Origin of the sequence: Stenotrophomonas cyclobalanopsidis (assembly GCF_008710035.1) — a bacterium.
Lineage (GTDB): Bacteria > Pseudomonadota > Gammaproteobacteria > Xanthomonadales > Xanthomonadaceae > Stenotrophomonas > Stenotrophomonas cyclobalanopsidis.
The window spans coordinates 16,837-39,327 of sequence record NZ_VYKI01000028.1 but is presented as its reverse complement, the minus strand read 5'-3'; the positions used below and the strand labels follow the sequence as shown (position 1 = coordinate 39,327).

General features: G+C 62.7%; 24 protein-coding genes. 14 read left to right on the top strand and 10 right to left on the bottom strand.

Features of this window, described 5'->3' with window-relative positions:
* Positions 1-42: 42 nt before the first annotated feature.
* Both FJU31_RS16480 and FJU31_RS16475 read right to left on the bottom strand, forming a co-directional pair.
* The gene (locus FJU31_RS16480; RefSeq protein ID WP_150455695.1) at positions 43-531 is read right to left on the bottom strand and encodes a cold-shock protein; all 489 of its coding nucleotides are present in this window, start codon (positions 529-531) and stop codon (positions 43-45) included.
* Between the two features lie 162 nt (positions 532-693).
* Positions 694-1,044, bottom strand: coding sequence for a hypothetical protein (locus FJU31_RS16475; protein ID WP_150455694.1), 351 nt, complete (start codon positions 1,042-1,044; stop codon positions 694-696).
* Positions 1,045-2,004: 960 nt separating this feature from the next.
* On the opposite strand from FJU31_RS16475, the gene FJU31_RS19330 reads away from it, so the two are divergent.
* The 4 genes from FJU31_RS19330 (at position 2,005) to FJU31_RS16455 (ending at position 3,876) form a co-directional block, all read left to right on the top strand.
* A complete protein-coding gene (locus FJU31_RS19330) occupies positions 2,005-2,349 on the top strand; it encodes a hypothetical protein (protein ID WP_188115519.1) in 345 nt (114 codons plus the stop codon).
* A gap of 151 nt (positions 2,350-2,500) precedes the next feature.
* Positions 2,501-2,662 carry a hypothetical protein gene (locus tag FJU31_RS19325; RefSeq protein ID WP_188115518.1) on the top strand — a complete coding sequence of 54 codons (162 nt, stop codon included), beginning with the start codon at positions 2,501-2,503 and terminating at the stop codon, positions 2,660-2,662.
* 196 nt (positions 2,663-2,858) lie between these two features.
* Positions 2,859-3,161, top strand: coding sequence for a hypothetical protein (locus FJU31_RS16460; RefSeq protein ID WP_150455693.1), 303 nt, complete (start codon positions 2,859-2,861; stop codon positions 3,159-3,161).
* Between the two features lie 190 nt (positions 3,162-3,351).
* A complete protein-coding gene (locus FJU31_RS16455) occupies positions 3,352-3,876 on the top strand; it encodes a DUF6622 family protein (RefSeq protein ID WP_150455692.1) in 525 nt (174 codons plus the stop codon).
* Positions 3,877-3,926: 50 nt separating this feature from the next.
* Here the strand turns inward: FJU31_RS16455 and FJU31_RS19575 are convergent, their stop codons facing one another.
* Entirely contained in the window at positions 3,927-4,643 is a 717-nt protein-coding gene (locus FJU31_RS19575; RefSeq protein WP_150455691.1) for a YbhB/YbcL family Raf kinase inhibitor-like protein, read from the bottom strand.
* A 52-nt stretch (positions 4,644-4,695) separates the two neighbouring features.
* On the bottom strand, positions 4,696-5,193 hold the full coding sequence (locus tag FJU31_RS16445) for a YciE/YciF ferroxidase family protein (RefSeq protein ID WP_150455690.1): 498 nt from the start codon (positions 5,191-5,193) through the stop codon (positions 4,696-4,698).
* Positions 5,194-5,378: 185 nt separating this feature from the next.
* On the opposite strand from FJU31_RS16445, the gene FJU31_RS16440 reads away from it, so the two are divergent.
* Positions 5,379-5,837 carry a BLUF domain-containing protein gene (locus tag FJU31_RS16440; protein ID WP_246161397.1) on the top strand — a complete coding sequence of 153 codons (459 nt, stop codon included), beginning with the start codon at positions 5,379-5,381 and terminating at the stop codon, positions 5,835-5,837.
* 144 nt (positions 5,838-5,981) lie between these two features.
* Entirely contained in the window at positions 5,982-6,431 is a 450-nt protein-coding gene (locus FJU31_RS16435) for a BLUF domain-containing protein (RefSeq protein ID WP_150455689.1), read from the top strand.
* Between the two features lie 13 nt (positions 6,432-6,444).
* Here FJU31_RS16435 and FJU31_RS16430 read toward each other — a convergent pair whose 3' ends face one another.
* The 3 genes from FJU31_RS16430 to FJU31_RS19320 all read right to left on the bottom strand — a co-directional run bounded on the left by FJU31_RS16430 (position 6,445) and on the right by FJU31_RS19320 (position 7,431).
* Positions 6,445-6,867: a low affinity iron permease family protein gene (locus FJU31_RS16430; RefSeq protein ID WP_150455688.1), complete on the bottom strand. Its 423-nt coding sequence runs from the start codon at positions 6,865-6,867 to the stop codon at positions 6,445-6,447.
* Positions 6,864-7,118, bottom strand: a complete 255-nt coding sequence (locus FJU31_RS16425) for a hypothetical protein (RefSeq protein ID WP_150455687.1) — start codon at positions 7,116-7,118, stop codon at positions 6,864-6,866. Before FJU31_RS16425 ends, FJU31_RS16430 begins: the two co-directional genes overlap by 4 nt.
* Positions 7,119-7,254: 136 nt before the next feature.
* Positions 7,255-7,431: a hypothetical protein gene (locus FJU31_RS19320; RefSeq protein ID WP_188115517.1), complete on the bottom strand. Its 177-nt coding sequence runs from the start codon at positions 7,429-7,431 to the stop codon at positions 7,255-7,257.
* 422 nt (positions 7,432-7,853) lie between these two features.
* Here FJU31_RS19320 and FJU31_RS16420 point away from each other — a divergent pair, with 422 nt between their 5' ends.
* Positions 7,854-8,765, top strand: coding sequence for a CPBP family intramembrane glutamic endopeptidase (locus FJU31_RS16420; RefSeq protein ID WP_150455686.1), 912 nt, complete (start codon positions 7,854-7,856; stop codon positions 8,763-8,765).
* A gap of 196 nt (positions 8,766-8,961) precedes the next feature.
* Here the strand turns inward: FJU31_RS16420 and FJU31_RS16415 are convergent, their stop codons facing one another.
* Positions 8,962-10,539 (bottom strand): EAL domain-containing protein, encoded by a 1,578-nt coding sequence (locus FJU31_RS16415; RefSeq protein WP_246161395.1) that lies wholly within the window; start codon positions 10,537-10,539, stop codon positions 8,962-8,964.
* A 752-nt stretch (positions 10,540-11,291) separates the two neighbouring features.
* On the opposite strand from FJU31_RS16415, the gene FJU31_RS16410 reads away from it, so the two are divergent.
* Positions 11,292-12,488: a GAF domain-containing sensor histidine kinase gene (locus FJU31_RS16410; RefSeq protein WP_150455685.1), complete on the top strand. Its 1,197-nt coding sequence runs from the start codon at positions 11,292-11,294 to the stop codon at positions 12,486-12,488.
* 57 nt (positions 12,489-12,545) lie between these two features.
* Here FJU31_RS16410 and FJU31_RS16405 read toward each other — a convergent pair whose 3' ends face one another.
* Positions 12,546-14,051 (bottom strand): YifB family Mg chelatase-like AAA ATPase, encoded by a 1,506-nt coding sequence (locus FJU31_RS16405; RefSeq protein ID WP_150455684.1) that lies wholly within the window; start codon positions 14,049-14,051, stop codon positions 12,546-12,548.
* 240 nt (positions 14,052-14,291) lie between these two features.
* On the opposite strand from FJU31_RS16405, the gene FJU31_RS16400 reads away from it, so the two are divergent.
* Positions 14,292-15,122, top strand: a complete 831-nt coding sequence (locus tag FJU31_RS16400) for an alpha/beta fold hydrolase (protein WP_425473725.1) — start codon at positions 14,292-14,294, stop codon at positions 15,120-15,122.
* 51 nt (positions 15,123-15,173) lie between these two features.
* Here the strand turns inward: FJU31_RS16400 and FJU31_RS16395 are convergent, their stop codons facing one another.
* Positions 15,174-16,022, bottom strand: a complete 849-nt coding sequence (locus tag FJU31_RS16395) for an SDR family oxidoreductase (protein ID WP_150455683.1) — start codon at positions 16,020-16,022, stop codon at positions 15,174-15,176.
* Between the two features lie 510 nt (positions 16,023-16,532).
* Here FJU31_RS16395 and FJU31_RS16390 point away from each other — a divergent pair.
* The 5 genes from FJU31_RS16390 to FJU31_RS16370 all read left to right on the top strand — a co-directional run bounded on the left by FJU31_RS16390 (position 16,533) and on the right by FJU31_RS16370 (position 22,471).
* Positions 16,533-16,718, top strand: coding sequence for a hypothetical protein (locus tag FJU31_RS16390; protein ID WP_150455682.1), 186 nt, complete (start codon positions 16,533-16,535; stop codon positions 16,716-16,718).
* Between the two features lie 66 nt (positions 16,719-16,784).
* Positions 16,785-18,077 (top strand): ABC transporter permease, encoded by a 1,293-nt coding sequence (locus FJU31_RS16385; RefSeq protein ID WP_188115516.1) that lies wholly within the window; start codon positions 16,785-16,787, stop codon positions 18,075-18,077.
* Positions 18,074-19,309, top strand: a complete 1,236-nt coding sequence (locus FJU31_RS16380) for an ABC transporter permease (RefSeq protein WP_150455680.1) — start codon at positions 18,074-18,076, stop codon at positions 19,307-19,309. The genes FJU31_RS16385 and FJU31_RS16380 overlap by 4 nt, the downstream gene beginning before the upstream one ends.
* A gap of 21 nt (positions 19,310-19,330) precedes the next feature.
* On the top strand, positions 19,331-21,421 hold the full coding sequence (locus tag FJU31_RS16375) for a peptidase domain-containing ABC transporter (RefSeq protein ID WP_150455679.1): 2,091 nt from the start codon (positions 19,331-19,333) through the stop codon (positions 21,419-21,421).
* Positions 21,422-22,471 carry a radical SAM protein gene (locus tag FJU31_RS16370; RefSeq protein ID WP_150455678.1) on the top strand — a complete coding sequence of 350 codons (1,050 nt, stop codon included), beginning with the start codon at positions 21,422-21,424 and terminating at the stop codon, positions 22,469-22,471.
* Positions 22,472-22,491 lie beyond the last annotated feature (20 nt).

The window sequence follows — 22,491 nt, the reverse complement described above, 5'->3', positions numbered from 1 at the left end:
CGTGAGCACTGCAGGAAATGAGACAAGTCCGAAACCTCGCCTTCAGCTCCACCGATCACCCCCGAACTCACACCGCTCCCTCTGCGGCACACCCTCCACAGCGCGCCGCAACCGCGCCTCCAGCCACGACGGCTCACCGCGCTCCCCCACCGATCGCGCATGGCCAGGCTCCTCCACCAGCCACTGCTGGAAGCTCTGCAGCAGCCGCGCAACTTCCGGCGCACGCGTAAGCGCATCCGATGGCATCCGCAGCAACACACGCGCGGGCGCGTTCTCCACCTCCATCACCGGCACGCCCTTGCAGCGAATCTCGAACGAGCCCGCGCCATCAGGCCGCGCATGGAACGAAAGCCCCTGCAGTGCCTGGCTCGACGCATAACCCATCGCCTCGCCGCGCAGCAGCCCGTACTCAACCACAGGCAACTTCCGGTAAGCCGACACCTCATCGCCTGCGCGCGCGGGCCATTGCATCCACACCTCTCCGGCCAACCCCACGCACAGCACTGCCAAGGCGAAATACCACTGCTTCATCCCACATCTCCGTCAATCCGGCCACCGGGCTCTGACCCCAACCGGCCACCGGGGTCGGATCCTTCCGCCCCGCGGAGGGCTCTGACCCCACCACCACCGGGCTCTGACCTCAAGTAGATCCACGCCACGCGTGGATGCCCTTCGCGGCCAACCCAAAAACCCTCACTCCTCCGGCCGCACCCGCTCCTGGATAAATGCCGTAAGCGCAAGCGAAGCCATCGCCAACCCCTCCAACACGCGATCCCCCACGTACTGGTCAGAGTCGCCGTTCTGATGCGCGCGAATCGCCGCAAGCAGAATCTCCTGCACTACGCGCTGACCCGCCAACGCGCAGTCCGCATCGGCCATGGCGATCTGTCGGCCACGAAGGTGATGGCGCTCGGGCCAAGGCTGTCCATCGGACGCCGCGCCCGCACCAATGCTGTGCAGGAGGGCGATGAGAGTGTTGGCGTCCAGGCCAGGCGAGGGGGCTTCCTGGATGGAACGCGGGGGAGGGGAATGCGGCTTGTTCATGGCAGGCTCCGTGCAAGCAGGCAGAAGCCGCCACCGATAGAGGTGGCGGACGATGCGTGGCTCGAAAACCGGGCTGCAAGGAAACCGGCGGGTACAAGACCCCCACGCACCGTCCGCCATAGCCGGCAGACGGATTGCCAGCCGGCACCACACGCGGTGGTGCCGGCTGACAAGCGTAAACAACTTCCTTGCAGCTCGGGTTTTCGACGCCCGGCCACCCGTTGTCGGTGGCAGTGCCAGAGTTGCCTGATGCGGTTGGGATTGCCAAGAGGTTAGGGGCAATGACGCCACAACCCAATGCTCTTTCGTACTTTTCTTATAGGGTGTAGCGCAAGCAGGCCATTGGCAGACAAGGGCTTTGGCGTTTTTGCGACGAGTGCTTCAAATTGCCAATCAGCACGCATGGATATGGCAAGTGCGACAAGGTAATGGGGGGGGGGGAAGGCTGGGGCTGCCGACATTTCATAGCTGGGTCGGGACGCTTCTGGCTGCTAGACACATGCGCAATGGCTGGGACAGGAGGGCTGGCAACAGGAAGCCATCGTTCTATTTCTCGAGGCTGGGCACGCACCATCATTCATCGCGCGGTCCTGATTTCCGATTCCGCGCTGGTCATCAACGCTGTGATGACCCATGCATCGGTGGAAGAACTGCCGTTTGGTGGCGTGGGCGCGTCGGCCATGGGCGCTCCCACGGCGTGCATGGCCCCCGTCAGTTCAGCCATTGCAAGGCGGTGGTGGTGCAGCCCAAGGATGGGGCGTCGAACCTGCGGCTGCGTGCGCCGTATGGAGAGAAGCTCGGGTCTTTGGACGAGGCGCTGGGGAATGCCCTGAAGCGCTGACCTCGGCAGCTCAGCGGTGCGAAGCTTGCCCGTACACACCGGGCTGTCCCTGCCTTGACAGGCCCTTGGCGCACGCCGTAGATACTTCGGTCGTCGCCATCCTGCAGGAGCTCCCCGCCATGAGTGCCCGGTTACATGCAGCGCCAAACGTCGTCCGTCTGGAGGCTCTGCCGCTGGATTGCGGCGAGTCGGTGGTGGTGGTGGAACTGGACTGCGTGCCGGGGCGCGGCTGGGCCAAGGCATTGAAGCGGGTCCTGGCGGACACGGAAGGTCTCGAGTCCACGCAGTTGCGATGCGATGGCCGCTTCGCCTACCTCATCGGCGTGGACCTGGACCAGCGTGGCACAACGCACCGCATCAACCAGGCCCTGGCCGCCGCCAGCGAGCGGATGGGGGCTGGCACGCCGACGATGGCGCCTGCCGCTGCCATGCCCGCTGCGGCCATGGCCGCTCCGCCGGCCTGAGCGGACGTCCGTTGCCCGCGCCCGAGCGCAACAGCCGTCATCTGGTATCGCTGACACAATGGATGAAGCGTCGGGCTGGTTGTGGCGCAGCGCGGACTAGAGCCTGCTGCTGTTGCTGCTGGTCACATTACTGGTGAAGTAAGGGTTTGAGTTGGCGCTTGCGGTGGCGCCTGCGATAAGTGCCAACGGCAACTTCAGCGCTGCTTATGTGCTGATGTCCGGCGGATTCACCGGCATGTTTGTTGGCAAGTACTTCCGGGATCTGTCGGTGCTGCGCAAGGGCATGTCCGGCAATCTTGGCCCGGCGCACTGATCAAAGCTTTGGAAAAGCCGAAGCTTGTCCATTGAGCCTGCTGGGTCTGGTTGTACGCTGGCTTGTCAGCCGGACCCGGCCGCCGTACGATCAAGCTGTATCAAGGGAGAAGGCCACCATACGCAGCTCTGTGGGTAAGTTGTATGCCCCGACCACGGGCCGTCTACCAGGCAGTTGGACCGCTAAGGATTGCTCAGTGAACGCTTTGGTCTCTGCTTTTCAGATTGAATTTCTAGTGACAGCGCTATGTGCATTTGTAATTCTTTACATGCAGGCGCGTGGCTATCGCAAACACAGGAAGCAGTTCTTCCTCACCTTGGCAATATCAACAGTATTCGCGATAGCCGCCTTCGTTATGAGGGCGCTCCCGTATTTTCTTCAGATGGCTGAAAGCCAATCGATCATGCTGTACTGGCTATCTGTCCCGCTAGCTATTCTTGCCACTGCACTTGGCACATGGGGCAGCGTCCAATTCTTTCAGGCATTCGATGCTAAATAGCATGTTGGCATTGCGGTCTAACCGGCCGTCGCGGCTCCGCCGGCCTGAGCGGACGTCCGTTGCCCGCGCCCGGGCGCAACAGCCGTCATCTGGTATCGCTGACACCTGTCACTTGTTCAGGTAGCCCGGTCCGTCAATAGTGAGCGCCACGCACCGCCCTCCGTGCGGCCACTCACTGAAAGGACCTCCCGTGACCCAGCTGCAGCCCATCCTCTCGCACACCCCGATCTGGGTCTGGGTGATCCTGGCGTACCTCATCACGCGCGGCGTCGCGGCCATGCGGCCGGGACAGACCTCGCTGCGCAGGCTGGCGATCGTCCCAGCCCTGTTCACGGTGTGGGGCATCTGGTCGATCAGCCACCGCTACGGCGGCTCGCTGGTGGCGTGGAGCGAGTGGCTGGCCGGCATCTGTGCAGGTGCGATGCTGGGCTGGGCGCTGCTGCGCCGGGCGACGCTGACCGTGGATGAAGCGACGGGCCGGTTGTGGCGCAGTGCAGATTACAGCCTGCTGCCGCTGCTGCTGGTTACGTTCCTGGTGAAGTACGGGTTCGAGGTGGCCCTTGCGGTGTCGCCTGCGCTGAGTGCCAACGGCAACTTCAGTGCTGCGTATCTGCTGCTGTCCGGCGGATTCACCGGCATCTTCGTTGGCAAGTATTTGCGTTATCTGTCGGTGCTGCGCAAGGGCATGCCCGGCAATCTGGGCCCGGTGCATTGAGGCATGCGGGGTGCCTGACATTTCTGCCAGGCACCCTCGGTCTGTTCGCTCTACTTCAGCGGCGGTACGGATTGTCGGTAAGTACCGACCGTCTCCCCCACGCCAAGAATATGGCCCTTCGCGGCCTTGAGCACCTCGTCCCGCGTGGCGCCCGGCTTCAGGTCAAGTACCGTGTCCAGCGCCAGTACCTGGAAATGGTAGTGGTGCGGAGAATCCCCAACCGGCGGTTTGGGACCGTAGTAGCCCACGGAGCCACGGCTGTTGGCGCCCTGCAGCATCCCTTCCGGTTTCAGCAGTCTTGGGTCAACCGGCAACCCCTCCGGCAACGCCAGGGTGCTGGCAGGGATGTTGTAGGCGACCCAGTGAACAAACGGTTTGACGTTGGCAGCGTCGGGATCCTCCATGATCAGCGCGTAAGAACGCGCGTTGGGCACACCGCCGCGTCGCACCGGCGAGGGTGTTCGGCCCTTTTCGACCCGAGGTTGTTCCTGTGAGGGGTCCAGTGGCCGGGACTCCGCCGAGCCCCGTTGCCGCAGGCGTACGGTCAGCAGCACATACATGCCCATCTGCAGGAACTCGCTTTCCCAGTTTTCAAAGGTGGCGCTGCTGAAGTGGCCGGTGGCCAGGTAAGGAAGCAAACCAAGGGTGTGGGCCCCGTGCTGGGACAGCGCTTCGTTGTGGACCTGCCATCCGGTCAGCGCTTGGGCGACCAGAAAAACAGCCATCAATGCCAGCAGCACCAGGGACAAGCCATTGCGACGCCACATCTCTCCGCTCCTGAGAGGCGGGCCCGAAGGCCCGCTCCAACTACGGGGCCTGTCAGGCAGCCTCTGCCGCGTCTTGGTTGCCACCCTGTTCCGCCAGCAGGGTCAGCTTTTCGTCGGTGGCTTTTTCTTCGTCCAGGGTTTCCAGCAGATACGGCAGGGCGTCCTTGTAACCGAGCTGCTTGGCCAGTGCCGCGATGGTGCCGTAGGAGGCAATTTCGTAATGCTCCACTTTCTGCGCGCCGCCAATCAGCGCGGCGTCCCGGACGGGACCCTTTTCAATGGAATCGATGACTTCCTTTCCTTCCTCGACCAGTCCTTCCATGGCCGCGCACTTGATCCGCTTCAGGCGGATGCCCAGGACTTCCACGACTTGATCGATGCGTTCGATCTGGCCCTGGGTTTCTTCCAGATGTGTTTCGAAAGCAGCTGCGAGATCCGGGTTGGCTGCAGCCCGGGCGAGACGAGGGAGTGCCTTGGTCAGCTGTTTTTCGGCACTGTAGATGTCCGAGAGCTCATGGATGAACAGTTCTTCTGCGGTCTTGATGGCCATCTTTCACTCCTTTCGGCGATTGGTCTGGGGAGCTTCACCATGCATCCAGATCCGTCAATGCAAGTGTCAAGGTCTCGCCGAAGCAATGTGATCCCGCGTGATGGTAGCGTTTGAGAATGACCGGTTAAGCGAATCGCCGGGGCAGGCCGGGAGCGCCGTCACCCTGTGCTTCCCACGGGTGGACTATGGTGCTGACTCCTGAGGAGAACAGCGTGCCCTTTCGAGCAATCGGCTACATGAGCCAGGCGAGGCAGCCCTGGAACCGCGAAGATCTGGACGCGCTGGTTCAGCGCGCGGCCACCTTCAACCTGCAGGCCGGGGTAACCGGGGTGCTCCTCTTTGATGGCGTCAGCTTCCTGCAGTACATCGAGGGGCCGGGGGACGGGGTGGATCTGGCCTACAGACGTATTCTTTCGTCGGCATTCCATTCGGAGATCGTGGAACTGGGGCGCGGGACCGTTGGCAGCAGGCTTCTGCCCTACTGGTCCATGCACTGGCTCCTGGCCGATCCCAGTCAGCTGCGCTCGGTAGCCCGTGCTGACTGGACAGGGTTCGTCAGATCAACCCGTCCGTCTTCCCGAAGGTCCACCGCGATGGACCGTCTTCACGTGTACCTGCACCCCTATCTCGCGCGGCCTCAGTAGTACCTCCCCACTGGCACGCGGTTTGCCGCTGGTCGGTTCGAACGTGGTCCATCCATCGAATGCACGCCACCGGAACACGCCGGCCTCGGATCAGGACTATCCTCTGGAGGATTCCGGGGGGATTCGCAGAAAACGGAGCAGCCGATGCCTATCAGGGCAGTTGCATACATCAGCGAAGCGGGTCCAGCCGTTGCGGGTGACACGTTGGACCTGGGCAGTGGAAAGCTGAACGAACTGGTTGACGACGCCGCACGGTTCAATCGCGATGCCGGGGTCACCGGAGTACTGCTGTTCGATGGCCTCCGATTCCTACAGTACATGGAAGGACCCGAAGACGGCTTGAGTGTGGCGTACTCGCGGGTACAGGGGGCCTCCAGCCACACAGGGCTGATCGAACTGCACCGCGGCAGGGTGGGAAGCCGGCGCCTGCCGTTCTGGCCGATGCGCTGGCTCCCGATGCAGCCCGATGAGCTGGCGCTGCTGGCCCGTGCTGACTGGACCGGCTTCGCGCAGCGCAGCGGGGATGCGGAGACGGCCGAAGCAGCAATGGATATTCTGACGTCGTGGGTTGAGCCGTATACATCGGCCACGTAACTCGACGTGCTCTTCAGGGGCGGATAGCCGGGTCGCCTTCGCAAGGCATGCAGCGCTCCTTCTTCGACTTGATATCCGCCGCCGTCTTCGCCAGCGCCTCGTAACGCTGGCGGATCTCCTCAAGGTGAGCCGGCTCCATCGACTCCAGATTCAACAGCTCCTGGTTGGCATCCTTGCTGACCCGGATCAGCTCATCCAGTTTGATGTGCAACGCGGCGGTATCGGCGTTCTGCGTATGCTGGATCAGGAACACCATCAGGAAGGTGACGATGGTGGTACCCGTATTTACTACCAGCTGCCAGGTGTCGTTGAAGTGGAATGCAGGCCCGCTGGCGGCCCAGGTGATGATCACGCCCAGCGCGGCGACGAACGCACCCAGGCTGCCGGACAACCGTGCCGTTGCGGCCGCGACTCGGGCAAAACGGGGGCGGATCACTGGTCACCTCCCGCGGCCTCCTCATCCTTGCGCCGGTCCGGCAACTTCACCCGCTCATCCAGGCGCTTCTGCTGCTCTTCCGGCGTTGGCGCGGCAACGAACGGAGAGATGGGGTCGCTGGCGGGGAAAGTCTCCTTCAGTGCTTCATCATGATTGCGGTGGTTATGCAGTTTCGCCCGCAGCGGGCTGACAGGATCGGCAGCCTGCACTTCCGGGTCCGGGTGAGGAAGGTCTTTCTGATCACGTTGCATGGGTGCGTCTCCAGTGGGGGCGCCATTGTTCCGATGGCGACCCCAGCATAGAAACTGCACCGTGATCGACTCCATCAAGACCGAGGCAAAGAGGTGTCAATCTTTCAGCCAGCAATCGTTAACACCTCTGCTGTGTTCACGACAGCGCGCGCCACACCGTTTCATCTCCCCCGTAGTCAATCGCCGCACAGGACGCTCTGGGCGGGTTGATCGCCCGGGACAGATCACCCAGCGTGTAGGGTTTGCGCAGCAGCGCGAAGCTGTGATCGGTCTCGCCTGCCAGCAGCTCGCTGTAGCCACTGGTCAGCACCACATGCAGATCGGGATAGCGCTCGCGAAGCGTCTTGGCCAGCTCTAGGCCGCTGATGCCCGGCTTCTGGCCGAAAGCAAACGCTCAGGGGAGGAGGGAGGCGCCGACCGCTGGTAGTGTCCACATCCGACGGCGGTTTCAGCTGCTCAATGCAACAGTTTGGTGATGTCGCTCGATCGGCGTCTGGAGGTCCAGGATCTTGCGTGGTCCCTCGTCTGGTAACCTGGCCACGCCGTTGAACTTGGTTTGGGAGAAGCTCGGCAGATCAACGCCCTTCGGGAAACAGTGACGCAGCAGATCAGTGCCCTTTCGTCGGCGATCCAGGTGATTGATCGGCGGCTTCTGGGGCTTGATCGCAAACGGGTTGCCACGTCCCCGCGCGAATGGCAACGTGCAGCGGCGATCACGTCCACCTTGAGCCCAGCATGACTCCCGTTGCCCTGTATTCGCCCGATCCGGCCCGCGGCTGGCTGCCCTGGGTCTGGCTGACACCGATTCTGATGATCCTGTTCAACGCGGTACCGGTGATCGCGCTGGACGGGTGGATGCAGTCCCAGCATTGGTCGACGCCGCGCGGCGATCCAATCGGGCTCGCTGGTTTGCATGCGCTGCTGTGGATCGGCTTTGCGCCAACGCTGGCGGCCGTGCTCGCCTGGGCACGCTTGGTCGAAGGGAGCTCGCTGGCGAGTATTGGGCTGACTGGTCCGGCGCCGCTGAAAACCTTCCTGCGCGGACTGGCCGTTGGATTCGGCACAGTCGCGCTGGTCGTAGTCACGATCTGGATGGCAGGCGGCATGCAGGCCGCGGGCTTGGGGCAGGCCTGGCGCTCGCCCGTCAGTCTGCTGCACATCGGTCTGCTGCTAGCAAGTTTCATGTTCCAAGCGAGCGTGGAGGAAGTCATCTTCCGTGGCTGGATGCTGTCGGTGGTGGCGCGCAAGACCAATGTCGCCGTGGCAGTGCTACTGGTGTCGCTCGTTTTCTGCTTCCTGCATTTCAGTCCGCACCAGCCGCCTATGGTCATGCTCAGCACGTTCCTGTTCTCGCTGTTCGCCTGCGCCTGGGCACGGTGGACCGGCAATATCTGGGGCGTGATGGGCTGGCACGCGGGGTGGAACTGGTTGCTCGCTACCGGCTTCGAACTGCCAGTCACCGGGATGGATGCGCATTTGCCGGCGCTGCTGGTGGCGCTGCGTCCACAAGGTCTGGACACCCTCACCGGTGGCGCGCAAGGGCCGGAGGGTAGTTACCTGTGCAGCGTTTTCTTCGTCGCCGCGATCGTGTGGATCCAGTGGCGAAAGACGCGCGTACCTCACAACGTCTCGCTGACCAGCAGGTAACGCCACTGCCGGGGCGTCATCTCTCCGATCCGGCCCTTGCCGATCGGTTGCTGGTTTGCGCCGCACCGGCGACGACCAAATACGTACTATCCATTGCATTGGTCATCCTGGTGCTGTATCAGAGTCACAGCCACCAGGCACGGAACGAGGTCGGCTAGGCGCAAGCGAGGGCGTTCAAGAGCGCGCCTGCAGCATTTCAGCGCCAGGCCTCATCAATGGTGGCCATCGCGTCTGCGGCCGGACCCGGGCGGCCGAAATTCCACCCCTGCCCAACGGCATACGGAGCAATCTGAGACAGCACGCGCGTCTGCTCCTCGGTCTCCACGCCTTCTACAATGACATCCAGCCCCAGTTCCAGCGCGATGCGACACATTCCTGGCAGGACAGGCCGCAGCGGCGAATCCTCAGTAATGGCTGCCACGAACATGCGATCCAGCTTTACTCCTCCAAACGGAGATTGCGCCAACTGGGAGAAGTTCGCGGCACCTGTTCCAAAGTCGTCGATCAGAAACTGGTAGCCCAGACGCGAAAGCGCGCGCATGTTGTCCTTGGCAGTCTCGGAAACGAGTTCTTCCCGCTCGGTAATCTCGATGCGAAGCTGATGGGGGCGAACGCCAGAATCTCTGGTGATGCTGGTGATATAGCGAACAATGCAGTCCTGGGCCATGTCTGCCGGCTCGGCATTGACGCTCACGTAGAGATTATCGTGCTGACGGAGTGCGGGAGACAGCTCATCCATCGCCGTGGAAAGGACGTACCGGAAGAGGTCAGCCGTCAGCCCAAACCTGTGGGCGATCGGCACGAAGAAGCTGGGCGGAATTTCGTCCTCGCCGGGTGGTCGCCAGCGACTGAGTGCTTCAAATCCCACCAGCTCACCCGTGGCGATGCGACGCAGCGGTTGATACGCCAACTCGATCTCACCCTGTTTCAGTGCGAGCAGCAGGCGTCGCTCGATCGTCTGCCGCGCTGTGACGTGATGCCTGATCAGAAGCAGCGCGAGGAGCAGGCCGACGCAGGCTCCCACCGCAAGAATGGCGGCAAGCAGCACCAACGGCAGTTCCCACACGCCACTCCTGGGGCTGGTGACGAACGCACAGATATCTGTCACCCGGCTGCATTGCTGGGCGTGCACTGCGGTTCGACCCTCATCACCGCGTAGCGCAGGCAGGTTGCGGAAGGCGAAGGATCGGTCCTTCTTCTCCACGCTGATGGAGCTGGTGCGTGCAGGGTCCAAGCTCTCAAAAGCTGTAGGGGAAGACACGGTGAACGTGTCACCTTGAGCAATCAGATTCGTACCACGGTAAGGCGAGCCCGCGATATCCGATGAGTACCAGAGGCGGATCGAGCCGCTGGCGAACCGTGGAGGCGGCAGGCTGAATGGGCGCGACAATCCCCATAATGCGCTGCAGAGCACCCGGCCGCCTCGAATGCGCCCTATATCGCTGATGTAGCTGGAGCTGAAAGCGATCTCTTTCAACGCGTCGATGTCTTCGGCAGAGCAGCTTGGCCGCTCGAGGCGAGAGGCTTGACTGGACGCGATACGCCTCGCCTCGGAAATGGCCTCCGCGCGCGCCAACGCAGCGTCGGCAAGTCTCTCCGATTCCTCCATGTCGCGGACGTAAAGCACTGCCTGGGCGACGACGAGTACCACGAGTATGCAGGTCGTCATTGCTCCAACGACCGTCAACATAATGGGAACGCGATCTACTGGAACCTTCAAGGCAACCCCCGATCTGAATTGCGCCATCGCTTCGCTGGGCCCATTGCCTTCCATCCCTTATCACTGGGTTATCGGCGAGCCTGGCGAAGTCTTCAGCGCTAACTTACAGGGCCTTTGGACGCGCGGGTAACGCGGGCGCGGCCGACCCTGAACCGTATAACTGAGTCCGTGTTCTGCGCTGCCCGGGCTCTATGGCAACGCTATTGCAGGACTTGGGCGAGCTTGTTGTGGCCTGCCGGAGGCGCGTCCGGCCTCAGCAAGGTAAAGCAGGCCGAGGCCGTCACCACCCAAAGCAAGTGGACAGGATCGCTGAGCTGATTGAAACGGCTTGCCGCATTCAGCGAGACAATATCAAGACTCGCCAGATACTCACCCTTGGCGCTGGGGTGAACGGACGGTCAGTTCATCAGCTGGATAAGGTTGCATCAGCAGCTGGTCTCTCGAGCGTCCACATGGGCGACAGCAGTGCACCGGGCTGTCTTTGCGCATCTTCTGGCAAACGGCCTGTCCGCTGCTGGCCGGAGGTAGACATCAGCACTGCGCCGGCGTTGGTCCGGTGTTACTCTCCGCTTTCGGCCCCAAACACACATTTTCCTCCGATGCCGCGAGCTGTCTTCACTGTCCCGTCAGGTGCGGGTGACGACGCCGGTCTCTTGACCGGCACTTGGTAGCCAACGACCAGCGTCCGCCTCTGGCCGAAAGCGGACACTCATGCCTGCCCGCATAGATCCCTGCGCAGCGGTAAGCGCGCCGGCTGCCGCGGTGGTTTCATGGGATGATGCGCCACCGCGCCCGACTGCCCATACATGCATACCCTGACCGACCCCAATCTGCTGAACGACATCGCTGAGATTGGTCGTATCGAGGCGGTGCCGCGCATCCTTGAAACCGTGGCCCATATCACCGGCTCGAGATTTACGGCGATTGCCCGAGTGACCGAGACGAGCTGGACGGCCTGCGCCACCTTGGACACCCTGGGGTTTGGCCTCGTTCCAGGCGGGCAACTGGTCCTGGAAACCACCATCTGCGACGAGATCAGGCAGTCGCCCACCTCGGTCGTATTCGCGCACGCCAGTGCCCACCCGCTGTATTCCAAGCACCACACCCCGCGGATCTACGGGCTGGAGAGTTACGCGTCCGTGCCAATCCATCGCCCGGACGGCAGCTTCTTCGGTACCCTCTGCGCGATTGATTCGACGCCGGGCAACTTCGATGAAGCCCATGTCCGGCGCTCCATGGAGCTGCTTGCCGACCTTGTTGGGAACTACCTCGACAAGGAGGATCGCCTGCTGGAAGCGGAGACCGCGCTGTCCGACGCACAGCGGGTTTCAGATCTGCGAGATCAGTTCATTGCAGTGCTGGGCCATGACCTCCGCAGCCCACTGCAGGCGATCAGTGTGGCCGCCGATTCGCTGGAAATGGAGGCGACTTCCGAGCGTCAGCGGCGGATGCTCGCGCACATCGCATCGGGTGTCACCCGCATGGATGGGCTGATCAGCGATGTGCTCGATTTTGCCCGGGGCCGGTTGGGCGGCGGCATTCCGATCTCGCTCCGCGAAAGCCATTCGCTGCAGGCCGACCTTGAACGCGTTGCGGCGGAGGTCGCGATCGCGACTGGTCGCCAGGACATCAGTGTTCAGATGCAGATCGAGGGCACCGTGGTGTGCGACCCCAGCAGGCTTTCGCAGCTGCTGGCCAACCTGCTGACCAACGCTGCCCAGCACGGAGAACGCTCTACGCCTGTCACGCTGAGGGTTCACGCCGCATCCAATCGTCTTACGTTGGATGTGCACAATGCAGGCTGCATTCCGTCCGAGCGGCTGGGCAACATTTTCAGCCCGTTTTCGCGCGAGCAGGGCGAGCTGCCCAGGCCCGGCCTGGGTCTGGGCATCTACATCGCATCGGAAATTGCCAGGTCTCACGGCGGGATGCTTGATGTGGCGTCTAGTGAAGGCGCGGGAACCTTATTTACATTCCAGATGCCGGGCGCGAGACGTTCGTAGGGACCGGTAGACGGCTGGAGTTGGTTGGTTGGGCTCTGGGCGTAAGCGAGAGCGCTCTCAGGCCCCTGCCTTGCCGCGATCCAGCTGCCGATATCCAATTGCTTCCGCCAGGTGTGCGGTCCCGACCCGCTCGCACGCTTCCAGATCCGCAATCGTGCGAGCCACCCGCAGAATCCGGTGCATCGCCCTCGCCGAAAGCTGCAAGCGTTCGATCGCCTGCTCCAGCAGATCCTGATCGCCCTCGCTCAACCGCGTACACGCTCTCAGTGCTGCCGGTGGCAGATGCGCATTCAACCCACCCCGCGCGCGCTGCCGTGCATGCGCTGCTTCGACCCGTGCCCGCACCACCGCACTCGGTTCGCCCAGCGGCGTGCTTTCCCGCAGCTCCACCGCATCCATCCTGGCCACGCTGATGTGCAGGTCGATGCGGTCCAGCAAGGGCCCGGAGACCCGCGCGCGGTAGCGGGTGATGCGCTCATCGGTACACAGGCAGCGATTGCTGCGGTCCCCCGCCCATCCGCACGGGCACGGATTCATTGCCGCCACCAGCTGGAACCGCGCCGGGTACTGCACGCTGCGCGCCGCACGCGCGATGCGGATATGCCCGGACTCCAGCGGCTCACGCAACGTCTCCAGGGCGCTGCGGTTCCACTCCGGCAGCTCGTCCAGGAACAGCACGCCGTGATGCGCCAGCGAGATCTCGCCGGGGCAGGGTGGATTGCCCCCGCCCACGAGTGCTGCGGCGCTGGCGCTGTGGTGCGGCGCGCGAAACGGCCGTTGCCGCCAGCGCCTAGGGTCCAGCCCTTCGCCACTCACTGATGCAATCGCGGCCAGCTGCAGCGCTTCGTCCTGCTCGGTGTCCGGCAGCAGGCTGGGCAGTCGCGAGGCCAGCAGCGTCTTGCCGCAGCCGGGGCTGCCGATCAGCAGCAGATGGTGGCCACCGGCGGCGGCCACTTCCAATGCGCGCCGCGCGTGTGCCTGCCCGCGCACGTCGGCCAAGTCGGGCAGGGGCAGCGGCGTGGTGTCCACGCGCTGCGCCGGCGGCAGCAGGCGTGGATTGCTCAGCCCGGCGCAGCATTCCAGCAGGGTGCGGGCCACGCGCACGTCGGCATGCTCGGCCAGCGCAGCCTCGGCCGCATTGCCCGGCGGTACCACCAGGATGCGCCCGGCTTCGGCGGCGGCAATCGCCGCAGGCAGCGCACCGCTGACCGGCCGCAGTTCGCCGGTCAGGCCCAGCTCGCCGAGAAACTCGTAACCCAGCAGCGACTGCGGTTCGACCTGGCCGCTGGCGGCGAGGATGCCCAGCGCGATGGCCAGATCGTAGCGCCCGCCTTCCTTGGGCAGGTCGGCCGGGGCGAGGTTCAAGGTGATGCGCCGCTGCGGGAAATCGAAGCGCGCGCAGAGCAGGGCGGCACGCACGCGCTCGCGCGACTCGCGCACGCTGGCTTCGGCCAGGCCGACGATCTGGGTGACCGGCAGGCCGCCGGAGAGATGCACTTCCACCCGCACCAGCGGGGCATCGACCCCGGCGCGGGCACGGCTGTAGACCAGCGCCAGGCTCATAGGTGGTTTCCTGCGGAGAGGTGCTTGATGGTGCGATGAGGGTGCAACCGACCGCCATCAGGGTTTTCAGAGCGCGAGGCTAGGGGATCGCCCACAGCTGACAGCCATGACTTCTGGCAGGGGTTAATGGTGTTGTAGGTAACTACAGTACCAGCACGACTTGCCGCGAGTCGCGGTTCGGCGCATCGGCGCCAACCTCCTCATCCTACGGGTCTGCGTGCACCCGACAGGGGGATTTTCATGGGCAAGGCAATGACGATGTGGGCAACCGCCATCCTGCTGGCGACCGCCGGGATGGCGCACGCGGGCGAGATTTCGGCCAAGCGCGAGGGCTACACGCTGCAGGGCGAGGAAACGGGGTCGGGCAAAACCACGGTGGTTTTCGAGGCTGGCTTCGGCCAGGGCCCGGGAGCGTGGAAGCAGGTGATCGCCGGTCTGGGGGCCGACTACCGGAGCGTCGCCTATGCACGGGCGGGTTTGGGCAAGTCAGGCAGCGATGGCGTAACCAAGCGCATTGATGACCACCTGAATGATCTGAGCGCGCTGATCGAGACCGTCGCACCGGACCAGCAGGTGATTCTGGTGGGTCATTCCTACGGCGGGCTGCTGGTGACGGAGTTCGCGCGGCGCCATCCGCAGCGCGTGCGCGGCATCGTGCTGGTGGACCCGGCCACGATGGGCCAGCGCCTCGCCTACAGGAAGGCGGATGCGGCGCGGGTGCAGGCCGATGATGCCGCGCTGCTGGCGATGCTGCCGCCGTCGATGGCCGCAGACTACCGCGTGCTGGTCGAGCAGCTTGATGCGGCAGATGCGGCGAGCGAGCGTGCGATGCCGGACGTGCCGGTGGCACTGCTGACTGCAACCCAGGTGGCCGACGAGCCGTTGGTCTTCGAAGAAACTGCGGCGGGCAAGGTGATCTGGAAGGCGCAGCACGCGCTGCTGTTCTCGACCTTCGCGCGCGGCGTGCATCGCTATGTGGCTACCGGCCACAGCATCGCGAAGGAGGATCCGGCGGCGGTGGTGCAGGCCATCGGTGAGATGGCCGCGATACCGGACATTGCGGACCGCTGACCCAGCGAGGCCGGCGGAGCAGGCTGCCGGCCGACTTACCGGATGCGCAGGTCAACCGTTGTCGCGGAACTCCGGATACAGCGTCATACCGCCGTCGACAAACAGCGTAGTGCCGGTGATGTAGTCAGCCATGTCCGAGGCCAACCAGACCACGGCGCGTGCGACGTCTTCCGGCTCGCCGATGCGCCCATAGGGAATCAGCTTGAGCAGCTTGGTCAGCGCTTCCTCGCTGTCCCAGGCATCGCGATTGATGGGGGTGCGGATGGCACCGGGCGCCACTGCATTGACGCGGATACGGTCTGCAGCGAGTTCCTGCGCCAACGACCGCGTCAGCATGCGGATACCGCCCTTGGCCGAGGCGTAGTTCACATGCCCAGCCCAGGGGATGACTTCGTGGACGGAACTGAGGGTAATGATTGAACCGGCGCTGCGGGCGGGGCGATGCGCTTCAGGCTGCGAGCGGAAGCGCTTTACCGCCTCGCGCGCGCAAAGGAACTGGCCGGTGAGATTGACGTCGATCACCGCGTTCCAGTCATCCAGCGACATCTCCGCGATTGGGGCGTCTTTCTGGATACCCGAATTGGCAACCACCACATCGATGCGTCCGAAGGCGGAGGTCGCCTCATCAAACAGGCGGACGACCTCGGCTTCCTTCGCGACGTCGGCCTGTACTGCGATCGCACGCCCGCCCTCGGCAACGATGCGATCCACCAGCTCGCGTGCCGGCTCCTCGTGCGAGTGGTAGTTCACCGCCACCGACGCACCGGCCTGCGCCAGCGCCTCTGCAACGCCCAGGCCGATGCCGGAGCTGGCCCCGGTGACGAGGGCGGCATGACCTTGAAGTGGTAGTGCTTGCTTCACGGAATTACTCCAGGCCCGAAGGTTGAGATCGATCAACATGCACGGGCGCACGTTAGGACCGGTTACGTCAGGTAGCGGATGCGCGTCGTATGTCGTAAATGACTCTTCAGCGCCGCAGTGGAGTATGGGCTTACCTCGTGCCAACGATAGGTGAGGAAAGGCAGGGTGTACCGCATGTACCTAACCCGCGATGCGCCAGATACTGGTGCGTGCATCGCCGCTGCTGATCCAATCCGGTTACGTGTGTGTAACGGGTAGACGAGGAGCTTCGTGACGTTAGAGGCACGCAGCGTAAGCCCGAGGATAGGCGCAACGCGAAGGCTGCCAGCTCGTCACCTAGTTCTCGAAACGGCTGTGCGCCAGTCACTCCCATCGATTGCGACAAGTTTGAAAGCCGTCGATAGCAAGAATCTATTGGCACTGCGAAGGGTGGAGTGGAAGAAACGAACTCAACCCGCATGAGGCCGCGGGCATCGAATCTGCCATACATCGGCAGATCCCCCGAGCCGATGGGCTTGTCGGGGCACATCGCAGCGCCAAGGAGAGGTTATGGAAGAGATCAGACAGACCGCTGAAACCAATCACCCGTTCGTCTATGACGAGAACGGCCTTTGCGAAGTGCGTGATCCGCGCGCGCTGGAAATGCTGGGCGCCGGGGGCGTCCAAGCTGCCGGCGCGGTCTGCAAGGTAAACAGCGGGAACTGCGTTTCCGGCTGTGCATGCAAGTCCTCTTGAGAATTGCACATGATGCGCCGTCCTCGTGGCGGCGCATCTCTTTCAGCGTACCAAGGAGAGGAGCGCATGCGATACGCGTTGGAACTCGCACTGTCCGGCATCCACAGGTCGAAACTTCTCAGCGTGCTGATCGTGCTCGCCGTAGCGACAGGCATAAGCGCGTTTGCCACGATGCTGATGATCCGGATCGGCCTCGGGGGCGATCCTGCACCCAGCATCAGCCAGTCTCTCTATCACGTGGAGCTTGATCTGCGGGATGATGCCGCCCGATCCAGCTCTGCCCGGCCGCTGTCTGTGCTGTCGCTGCACGATGTGCAGGAAATTTCCCGCCTCACCGGCGTACCGAGCGTAGCAACGTCGTCATCCTGGCTTCCCTACAGGCCCGTGGGAACGGATCGGCCGCTCGGCATGATTGCCGTTCGAGGCTTTACGTCCGGTGCGCAATCCCTGCTCGATCTGAAGCTGCTTTCCGGGGCCTTCTGGCGATCCGATGATGACCAGAATGAAGCGCGCGTTGCAGTGATCTCGCGATCACTCTCAAGAGAGCTGTTCGGATCGCAATCTGCGGTGGGCAGACAGATCGAGCTGGCCACGCGGAGCTTCGCCATCGTCGGCGTGGTGGAGGACTGGAATCCCATTCCACGATTCCACGATCTTCGAGGCGGTGCTTACGCGGAGAGCGAACGTCTCTACATCCCGCTGGCGGCATGGCGTGCGCTGCCAAAGGACTACGGCATGGGCGCGATGTCCTGTCGCGACGGCGTCCCTGAGGATCCGGATAGCCCATCGTGCGCGTGGCTGCAGCTATGGGTCCAGCTGAACGACACGCAGGCGCTCGGCACATTCAGCAGTGCGCTGCACCGCTATGGGCTGGCGCAGGTCAATTCAGGCAGAGCCACTGACGTGTTCTCCCGCGTGGCACCGCTCAAGGAGTGGCTGGCGATCAATGACGTACTTCCCGATGAAGTCAGTACACAGCTGTGGTTCGCAGCCGGTGTCCTGGTCATCTGCCTCGTGAATGCCGCCGGACTCTTCCTGGCTGGCTTTGTGGGTCAGTCCAGGGAGATCGCCATTCGCCGGTCGCTTGGCGCAACCCGAGGAGACATCGTCAGGCAGCTCGCCGTTCATTCAGCCGTGCTGGGGGCCGCCGGAGGACTCGTCTCCATTCCAATGGCCCTCCTTGGATTCCGGGTCGTGCAGGATCTCTCCAGCGCGTATGCGTCGCACCTTTCCATTGCGTGGTGGTACGTGGCCCTGTGCCCCCTGATCGCGGCGATGTCTGCACTTCTGTCGGCATCAATTCCGCTGTGGAGAGCCAGCCAGCGGTTCGTATCGTTGCGCATGGGGGACGTGTCATGAAGGTGGTTCACGCGATGGTGACGACGCTGAGAACGGTGTCGAAGCACCTAACGGTCGTTGGCCTCATGGTGCTTCAGATCTCAGTTTCCATGGCGGTGCTTGCAAACATATCCACGATCGTGCTGGAGGCTTCGGAGCGCATCGATGCCGAGTCCGGCCTGAGCGAGGCCCGTATCGCCGTGGTGCAGAACATAGGCGTCATCGGCTTCGACGATGCCGCAACCAGTTCGGGCGCTGGGCTGCGTGCACTGCGGGACGTACCAGGTATCAGCGCCGCGGCACTCGGCCCGGTGCCTTTCGCGGTGGAGCGTGGGTCGGTGCGGCTGGAGAAGTCCAACCGCGATGCGTCAGGGCACCCGTATATCTACTTTGGAAGCGAGCAGCTCGCAAGCGTACTGGGTACATCAGTTGTCCAGGGCGTTGCGCTGGATAGCCTGCAGGCACCTGCCGTAGAGGACGTACTTGAATCCAACAGCACGTTGGCCGTACCTGCGGTCGTCACCCGAAGTCTCGCCAAGCGCCTTTTCCCTGCGGGCGACGCTCTGGGAAAGATGATCCATACCGAGGTGTGGGGCAGCTATCCTCTGACCCTGCGGGTCGTGGGTATCACGGAAGACTTCAGGAGCGCATCGACCGGTGATGCCAGCGACTACGAGGCCGTGATCTCGGAAGTGAAGATCGACACCCAGAGTGTCGGGGGGCTGTATGCCGTCCGGCGGAGCGTACCATTTGATCTGGAGGCGAAGCGGGCCGTGATTCGCGCCCTGTCCTCGTCCATGCCTGGCTTTGTACAGGAGCCGGTTCGCTCCGTGGCCGAGCTCAGGACAGCGCATTTCGCAAAGGACGCATCCAGGTCAAGTGTGTTGCTGGCGGTGATTGTTGTTGTGACCGCTTCGTCAGCGCTGGGGGTATTCGGAATGAGCCATTACTGGGTCTGTGCCAGACACCGGTCGATTGCCATCCGGCGCGCGCTTGGGGCATCCCGACGTGACGTTGTGGCTCTCTTCGCCGTGGAGAGCGCCGTTGTTGCCGGGCTCGGCGTGATCGTGGGTGCAGGGTTGGCCGTAGTGGCGAACCGTCTTCTCGCGCTCCAGCTGGAGATGCCTGCAGTAAGCGCCGCTTCGGTTGCACTGGGCGCGGGGCTGACGTTGCTGAGTTGCCAGATCGCCGCTCTGATTCCCGCCTTGGGCGCGGCCAAGGTTGATCCCGCCCTGGCGTTTCGCCAGCGATGACCGCGTGTCCAGGAGAAGAGCATGGTGCTTGGGCTGTGGAATCGCTGGATGCTTCGGAGTCGGGACGTCGTCCTTCAGTCCGAGTCCACAGAGTGTGGTTTGGCGTGCTTGGCGATGATCGCTGCCAGATACGATCGGCGGGTAACCCTTCGCTGGCTGCGGCGTCGATACCCGGTTTCACTTCGAGGTACGACGGTTGCTCGTCTTTCGGAGATTGCCCGCGACCTTGGCTTGCAGCACCGCGTGTTTGCCGGAACCGGGTCAGCGCTGAGAAAGCTTGATGCGACCTGCATTATTCTGGTTGATGACTGCCACTTCGTGGTCGTCGAGCGATGTGGAGCCGAGCAGTTTCTTGTGCTCGACCCGGCTGTCGGCGAGCTGGTTCTCTCCTGTGCCGAATTGGAGAGACGATTCTCCGGTGCATTGCTTCGGTTTACTGGCGGTGGCAGACAGTGTGAAGACATGCCGGTGGAGCCAAGCCCCTGGTCGGCACTGACGTCGCAGATGCGTCCACGCAGGCTCCGGTATCTCCCGATACTGCTTCTAGCTTTAGTGGCGGAGCTGCTTACGGTCGTAGCGCCTTTGTACATCCAGTCCGCGGTAGATGGTCTAGGGGGCACTGGAGTATTAAGTGCGGAAGGCCTGTTGCTCGTATTCGCTTTCATTGCGATTGCGAGAGTATGGGCTAGTTCCATCCGCGCTCTGCTCACTGCAGATCTGGGTGCTTCGATCATTGGCGCGCTTTCGAACAGTGTGTTTGGCCGGGTACTGGAGCTTCCTCCGTCCTACTTCCTGCGCAGGCATCCAGCAGATGTCATCTCGCGGCTGGGATCGGTGCACGAAGTTCAGGAGCTTGCATCGTCACGGATCGTGGAATGCGCGGTCGATGCGCTTGCGCTGTTCATCCTGCTTGCGGCGTGCTGTACCTATAGCCTCCCGCTTGCGGTGATGGCCGCTTCTGGAGCGGCTTTGTGCATGGCTGTTCGGGTATCCATGTCAGGACGAGTAGGCGTCGCGTGCAACGTGCTCGCAAACAGGCTTGCATCGCAGGACCGTGAGGTGATCGAGACCGTGCGCGCAGCGCAGACGGTCAAGCTGAACGGAATGGAGCGGCTCAGGGGTGACCGGTTTCGCAGGGGCAACGCGTCACTTATCAGAGCGAGTCTTTCTCTTCAGCGCATGGCTATCTTTTCGCAGTCTGGAAGCGACTTGATTCTCGGTCTCTTGAGGGTCCTCGTGGTCTACGCGGGCGTGTTGGCGGTTGACGGCGGAGCTCTATCCGTCGGTGCTCTTGTCGCCGTGACCATCTATGCCGAAATGATCTGCCAGCGCGCAAATGCGCTCGTACCGAAAGTGATGGACGTAAAGATGGCGCAGGTGCATCTGCAGAGAATTTCGGAGGTGCTCTCCGAGCCGGTAGAGGAGTGTGCGGACTGGGCCGGCGCGGGCCACAGAGGTCCCGCGCCGTCCGTTGTCTGTCGTGGCATCCACTTCCGGTACTCCATCGATGATCCTTGGGTACTGAAGGATGTAAGCCTCAACATTCGACCGGGTGAGATGGTAGCCATCGTTGGTCCCTCGGGTGTGGGCAAGTCAACGCTGTTGAGCATTCTGGCTGGCTTGGTGGCTCCGACAGACGGCGTGCTTGAAGTGGATGGTTGTGAGGTAAGGGCCTGTCACTTGCCATTGCTGCGCCGCCAGATTGGAACGGTCCTCCAGCAGGACACGCTGCTGTCAGGGGCTGTGCTTGAGAACATCACGCTTGGGGAGGTGGCCGATATCCCGCGCGTCTGGCATTGCCTCGCTGCTGCGGGACTCGACGACTTTGCATCGTCCCAGCCGATGGCGCTTGCGACCCAGGTGGGGGATGAAGGGCGGTTGCTGTCCGGTGGCCAGCAGAAGCGCCTTCTGTTGGCGCGCGCTCTCTATCGGGCGCCAAGAATCCTGGTTCTGGACGAAACGCTGAGCCAGCTCGACTACGAGGCGGAGCAGCAGATCATGAGTGTCCTTTTGGGACTGCAGATGACGAGGATCATTGTGACGCACCGGGTTTCCACTCTACCGGAGGGGGTGCGTGTGATCAGGGTGGGGAGCAACTACAAGGAGAGGTAGGTGGAGAACTTTCAGGAACGATTGAACAGGCGGTTGGAGCTGACGATCATGCCGACCGAGAAGTGCAATTTCCGGTGTGTCTACTGCTACGAGGATTTCGAGATTGGTCGGATGCGTGCGCCAACCATTGCCGGAATCAAGGCGCTGGTGCGCAGGCGTGTGGAGCAGCATGGGCTGAAAGAGCTGCGTGTGGAATGGTTTGGCGGTGAGCCGCTTCTAGCACAGGGTGTTGTCCTGGAATTGTCTCGGAACTTCCACGCGCATTCTTCGTCTGGGGCTCTCGAGGTGCTGGATTGCAGCATGACCACGAACGGTTTTGAGCTGACTCCGCCGTTGTTGAGTGAACTGGTAGCACTTGGCGTGAACTTCTTCCAGATATCGCTGGATGGCGATTCGGATGCTCACAATCTGACGCGACGGTATGCCTCTGGGGCTGGCACGTTTCATCGGATCTACGAGAACCTGCTTGCCATGAAGGCCACCAGCTTCAACTTCACGGTGATGATGCGGCTGCACATCATGCCGGGCAATGAAGAGAGCCTGATGCGGCTTTCGCGCCGGCTGTGTGGTGACTTCAAGGGAGATGCACGCTTCACGGTGTTTCTGCGCGACATATCCAATCTTGGCGGGAAGGGCGAGTCTCTGCAGATGATTACACACGCCGAGGCCGTCCGGATATCGAAGCTCCTGCAGGCGCACTTTGAAGCTGAAGGCTTTTCTGTGGAGAACGGAGTGGAGGCTGAGTTTGAAAGCCAGATTTCGGTGTCAGGGCTTTCCGAGTCGAACCAGGCGTTCCAGTCATTGAAGGAGTCGGGTCTCCGTGTCAGTCACGTGTGCTACGCAGCCAAACCCAACCATATGCTGATCCGTGCGGATGGGCGAATTGGAAAGTGCACCGTAGCGCTGGGCAGCGAGGGCAATGTGGTTGGGGCTTTGGCTGAAGACGGGACGGTAGCCTTGGACCCCGAGAAGATGAAGTTCTGGACGCGAGGTTTTCTGTCAGGTGACGCATCAGAACTTGGGTGTCCGCTGATCACCCGCACTGGCTAGTCACTGCTATGGGCGCGACC

Excerpts from the sequence above, each read along its gene's own strand:
- FJU31_RS16480 (WP_150455695.1), bottom strand. The coding sequence starts at position 531 with ATGAAGCAGTGGTATTTCGCCTTGGCAGTGCTGTGCGTGGGGTTGGCC.
- FJU31_RS16475 (WP_150455694.1), bottom strand. The coding sequence starts at position 1,044 with ATGAACAAGCCGCATTCCCCTCCCCCGCGTTCCATCCAGGAAGCCCCC.
- FJU31_RS19330 (WP_188115519.1), top strand. The coding sequence starts at position 2,005 with ATGAGTGCCCGGTTACATGCAGCGCCAAACGTCGTCCGTCTGGAGGCT.
- FJU31_RS19575 (WP_150455691.1), bottom strand. The coding sequence starts at position 4,643 with ATGTGGCGTCGCAATGGCTTGTCCCTGGTGCTGCTGGCATTGATGGCT.
- FJU31_RS16445 (WP_150455690.1), bottom strand. The coding sequence starts at position 5,193 with ATGGCCATCAAGACCGCAGAAGAACTGTTCATCCATGAGCTCTCGGAC.
- FJU31_RS16440 (WP_246161397.1), top strand. The coding sequence starts at position 5,379 with ATGGTGCTGACTCCTGAGGAGAACAGCGTGCCCTTTCGAGCAATCGGC.
- FJU31_RS16435 (WP_150455689.1), top strand. The coding sequence starts at position 5,982 with ATGCCTATCAGGGCAGTTGCATACATCAGCGAAGCGGGTCCAGCCGTT.
- FJU31_RS16425 (WP_150455687.1), bottom strand. The coding sequence starts at position 7,118 with ATGCAACGTGATCAGAAAGACCTTCCTCACCCGGACCCGGAAGTGCAG.
- FJU31_RS16420 (WP_150455686.1), top strand. The coding sequence starts at position 7,854 with ATGACTCCCGTTGCCCTGTATTCGCCCGATCCGGCCCGCGGCTGGCTG.
- FJU31_RS16415 (WP_246161395.1), bottom strand. The coding sequence starts at position 10,539 with ATGGAAGGCAATGGGCCCAGCGAAGCGATGGCGCAATTCAGATCGGGG.
- FJU31_RS16410 (WP_150455685.1), top strand. The coding sequence starts at position 11,292 with ATGCATACCCTGACCGACCCCAATCTGCTGAACGACATCGCTGAGATT.
- FJU31_RS16405 (WP_150455684.1), bottom strand. The coding sequence starts at position 14,051 with ATGAGCCTGGCGCTGGTCTACAGCCGTGCCCGCGCCGGGGTCGATGCC.
- FJU31_RS16400 (WP_425473725.1), top strand. The coding sequence starts at position 14,292 with ATGGGCAAGGCAATGACGATGTGGGCAACCGCCATCCTGCTGGCGACC.
- FJU31_RS16395 (WP_150455683.1), bottom strand. The coding sequence starts at position 16,022 with ATGTTGATCGATCTCAACCTTCGGGCCTGGAGTAATTCCGTGAAGCAA.
- FJU31_RS16390 (WP_150455682.1), top strand. The coding sequence starts at position 16,533 with ATGGAAGAGATCAGACAGACCGCTGAAACCAATCACCCGTTCGTCTAT.
- FJU31_RS16385 (WP_188115516.1), top strand. The coding sequence starts at position 16,785 with ATGCGATACGCGTTGGAACTCGCACTGTCCGGCATCCACAGGTCGAAA.
- FJU31_RS16380 (WP_150455680.1), top strand. The coding sequence starts at position 18,074 with ATGAAGGTGGTTCACGCGATGGTGACGACGCTGAGAACGGTGTCGAAG.
- FJU31_RS16375 (WP_150455679.1), top strand. The coding sequence starts at position 19,331 with ATGGTGCTTGGGCTGTGGAATCGCTGGATGCTTCGGAGTCGGGACGTC.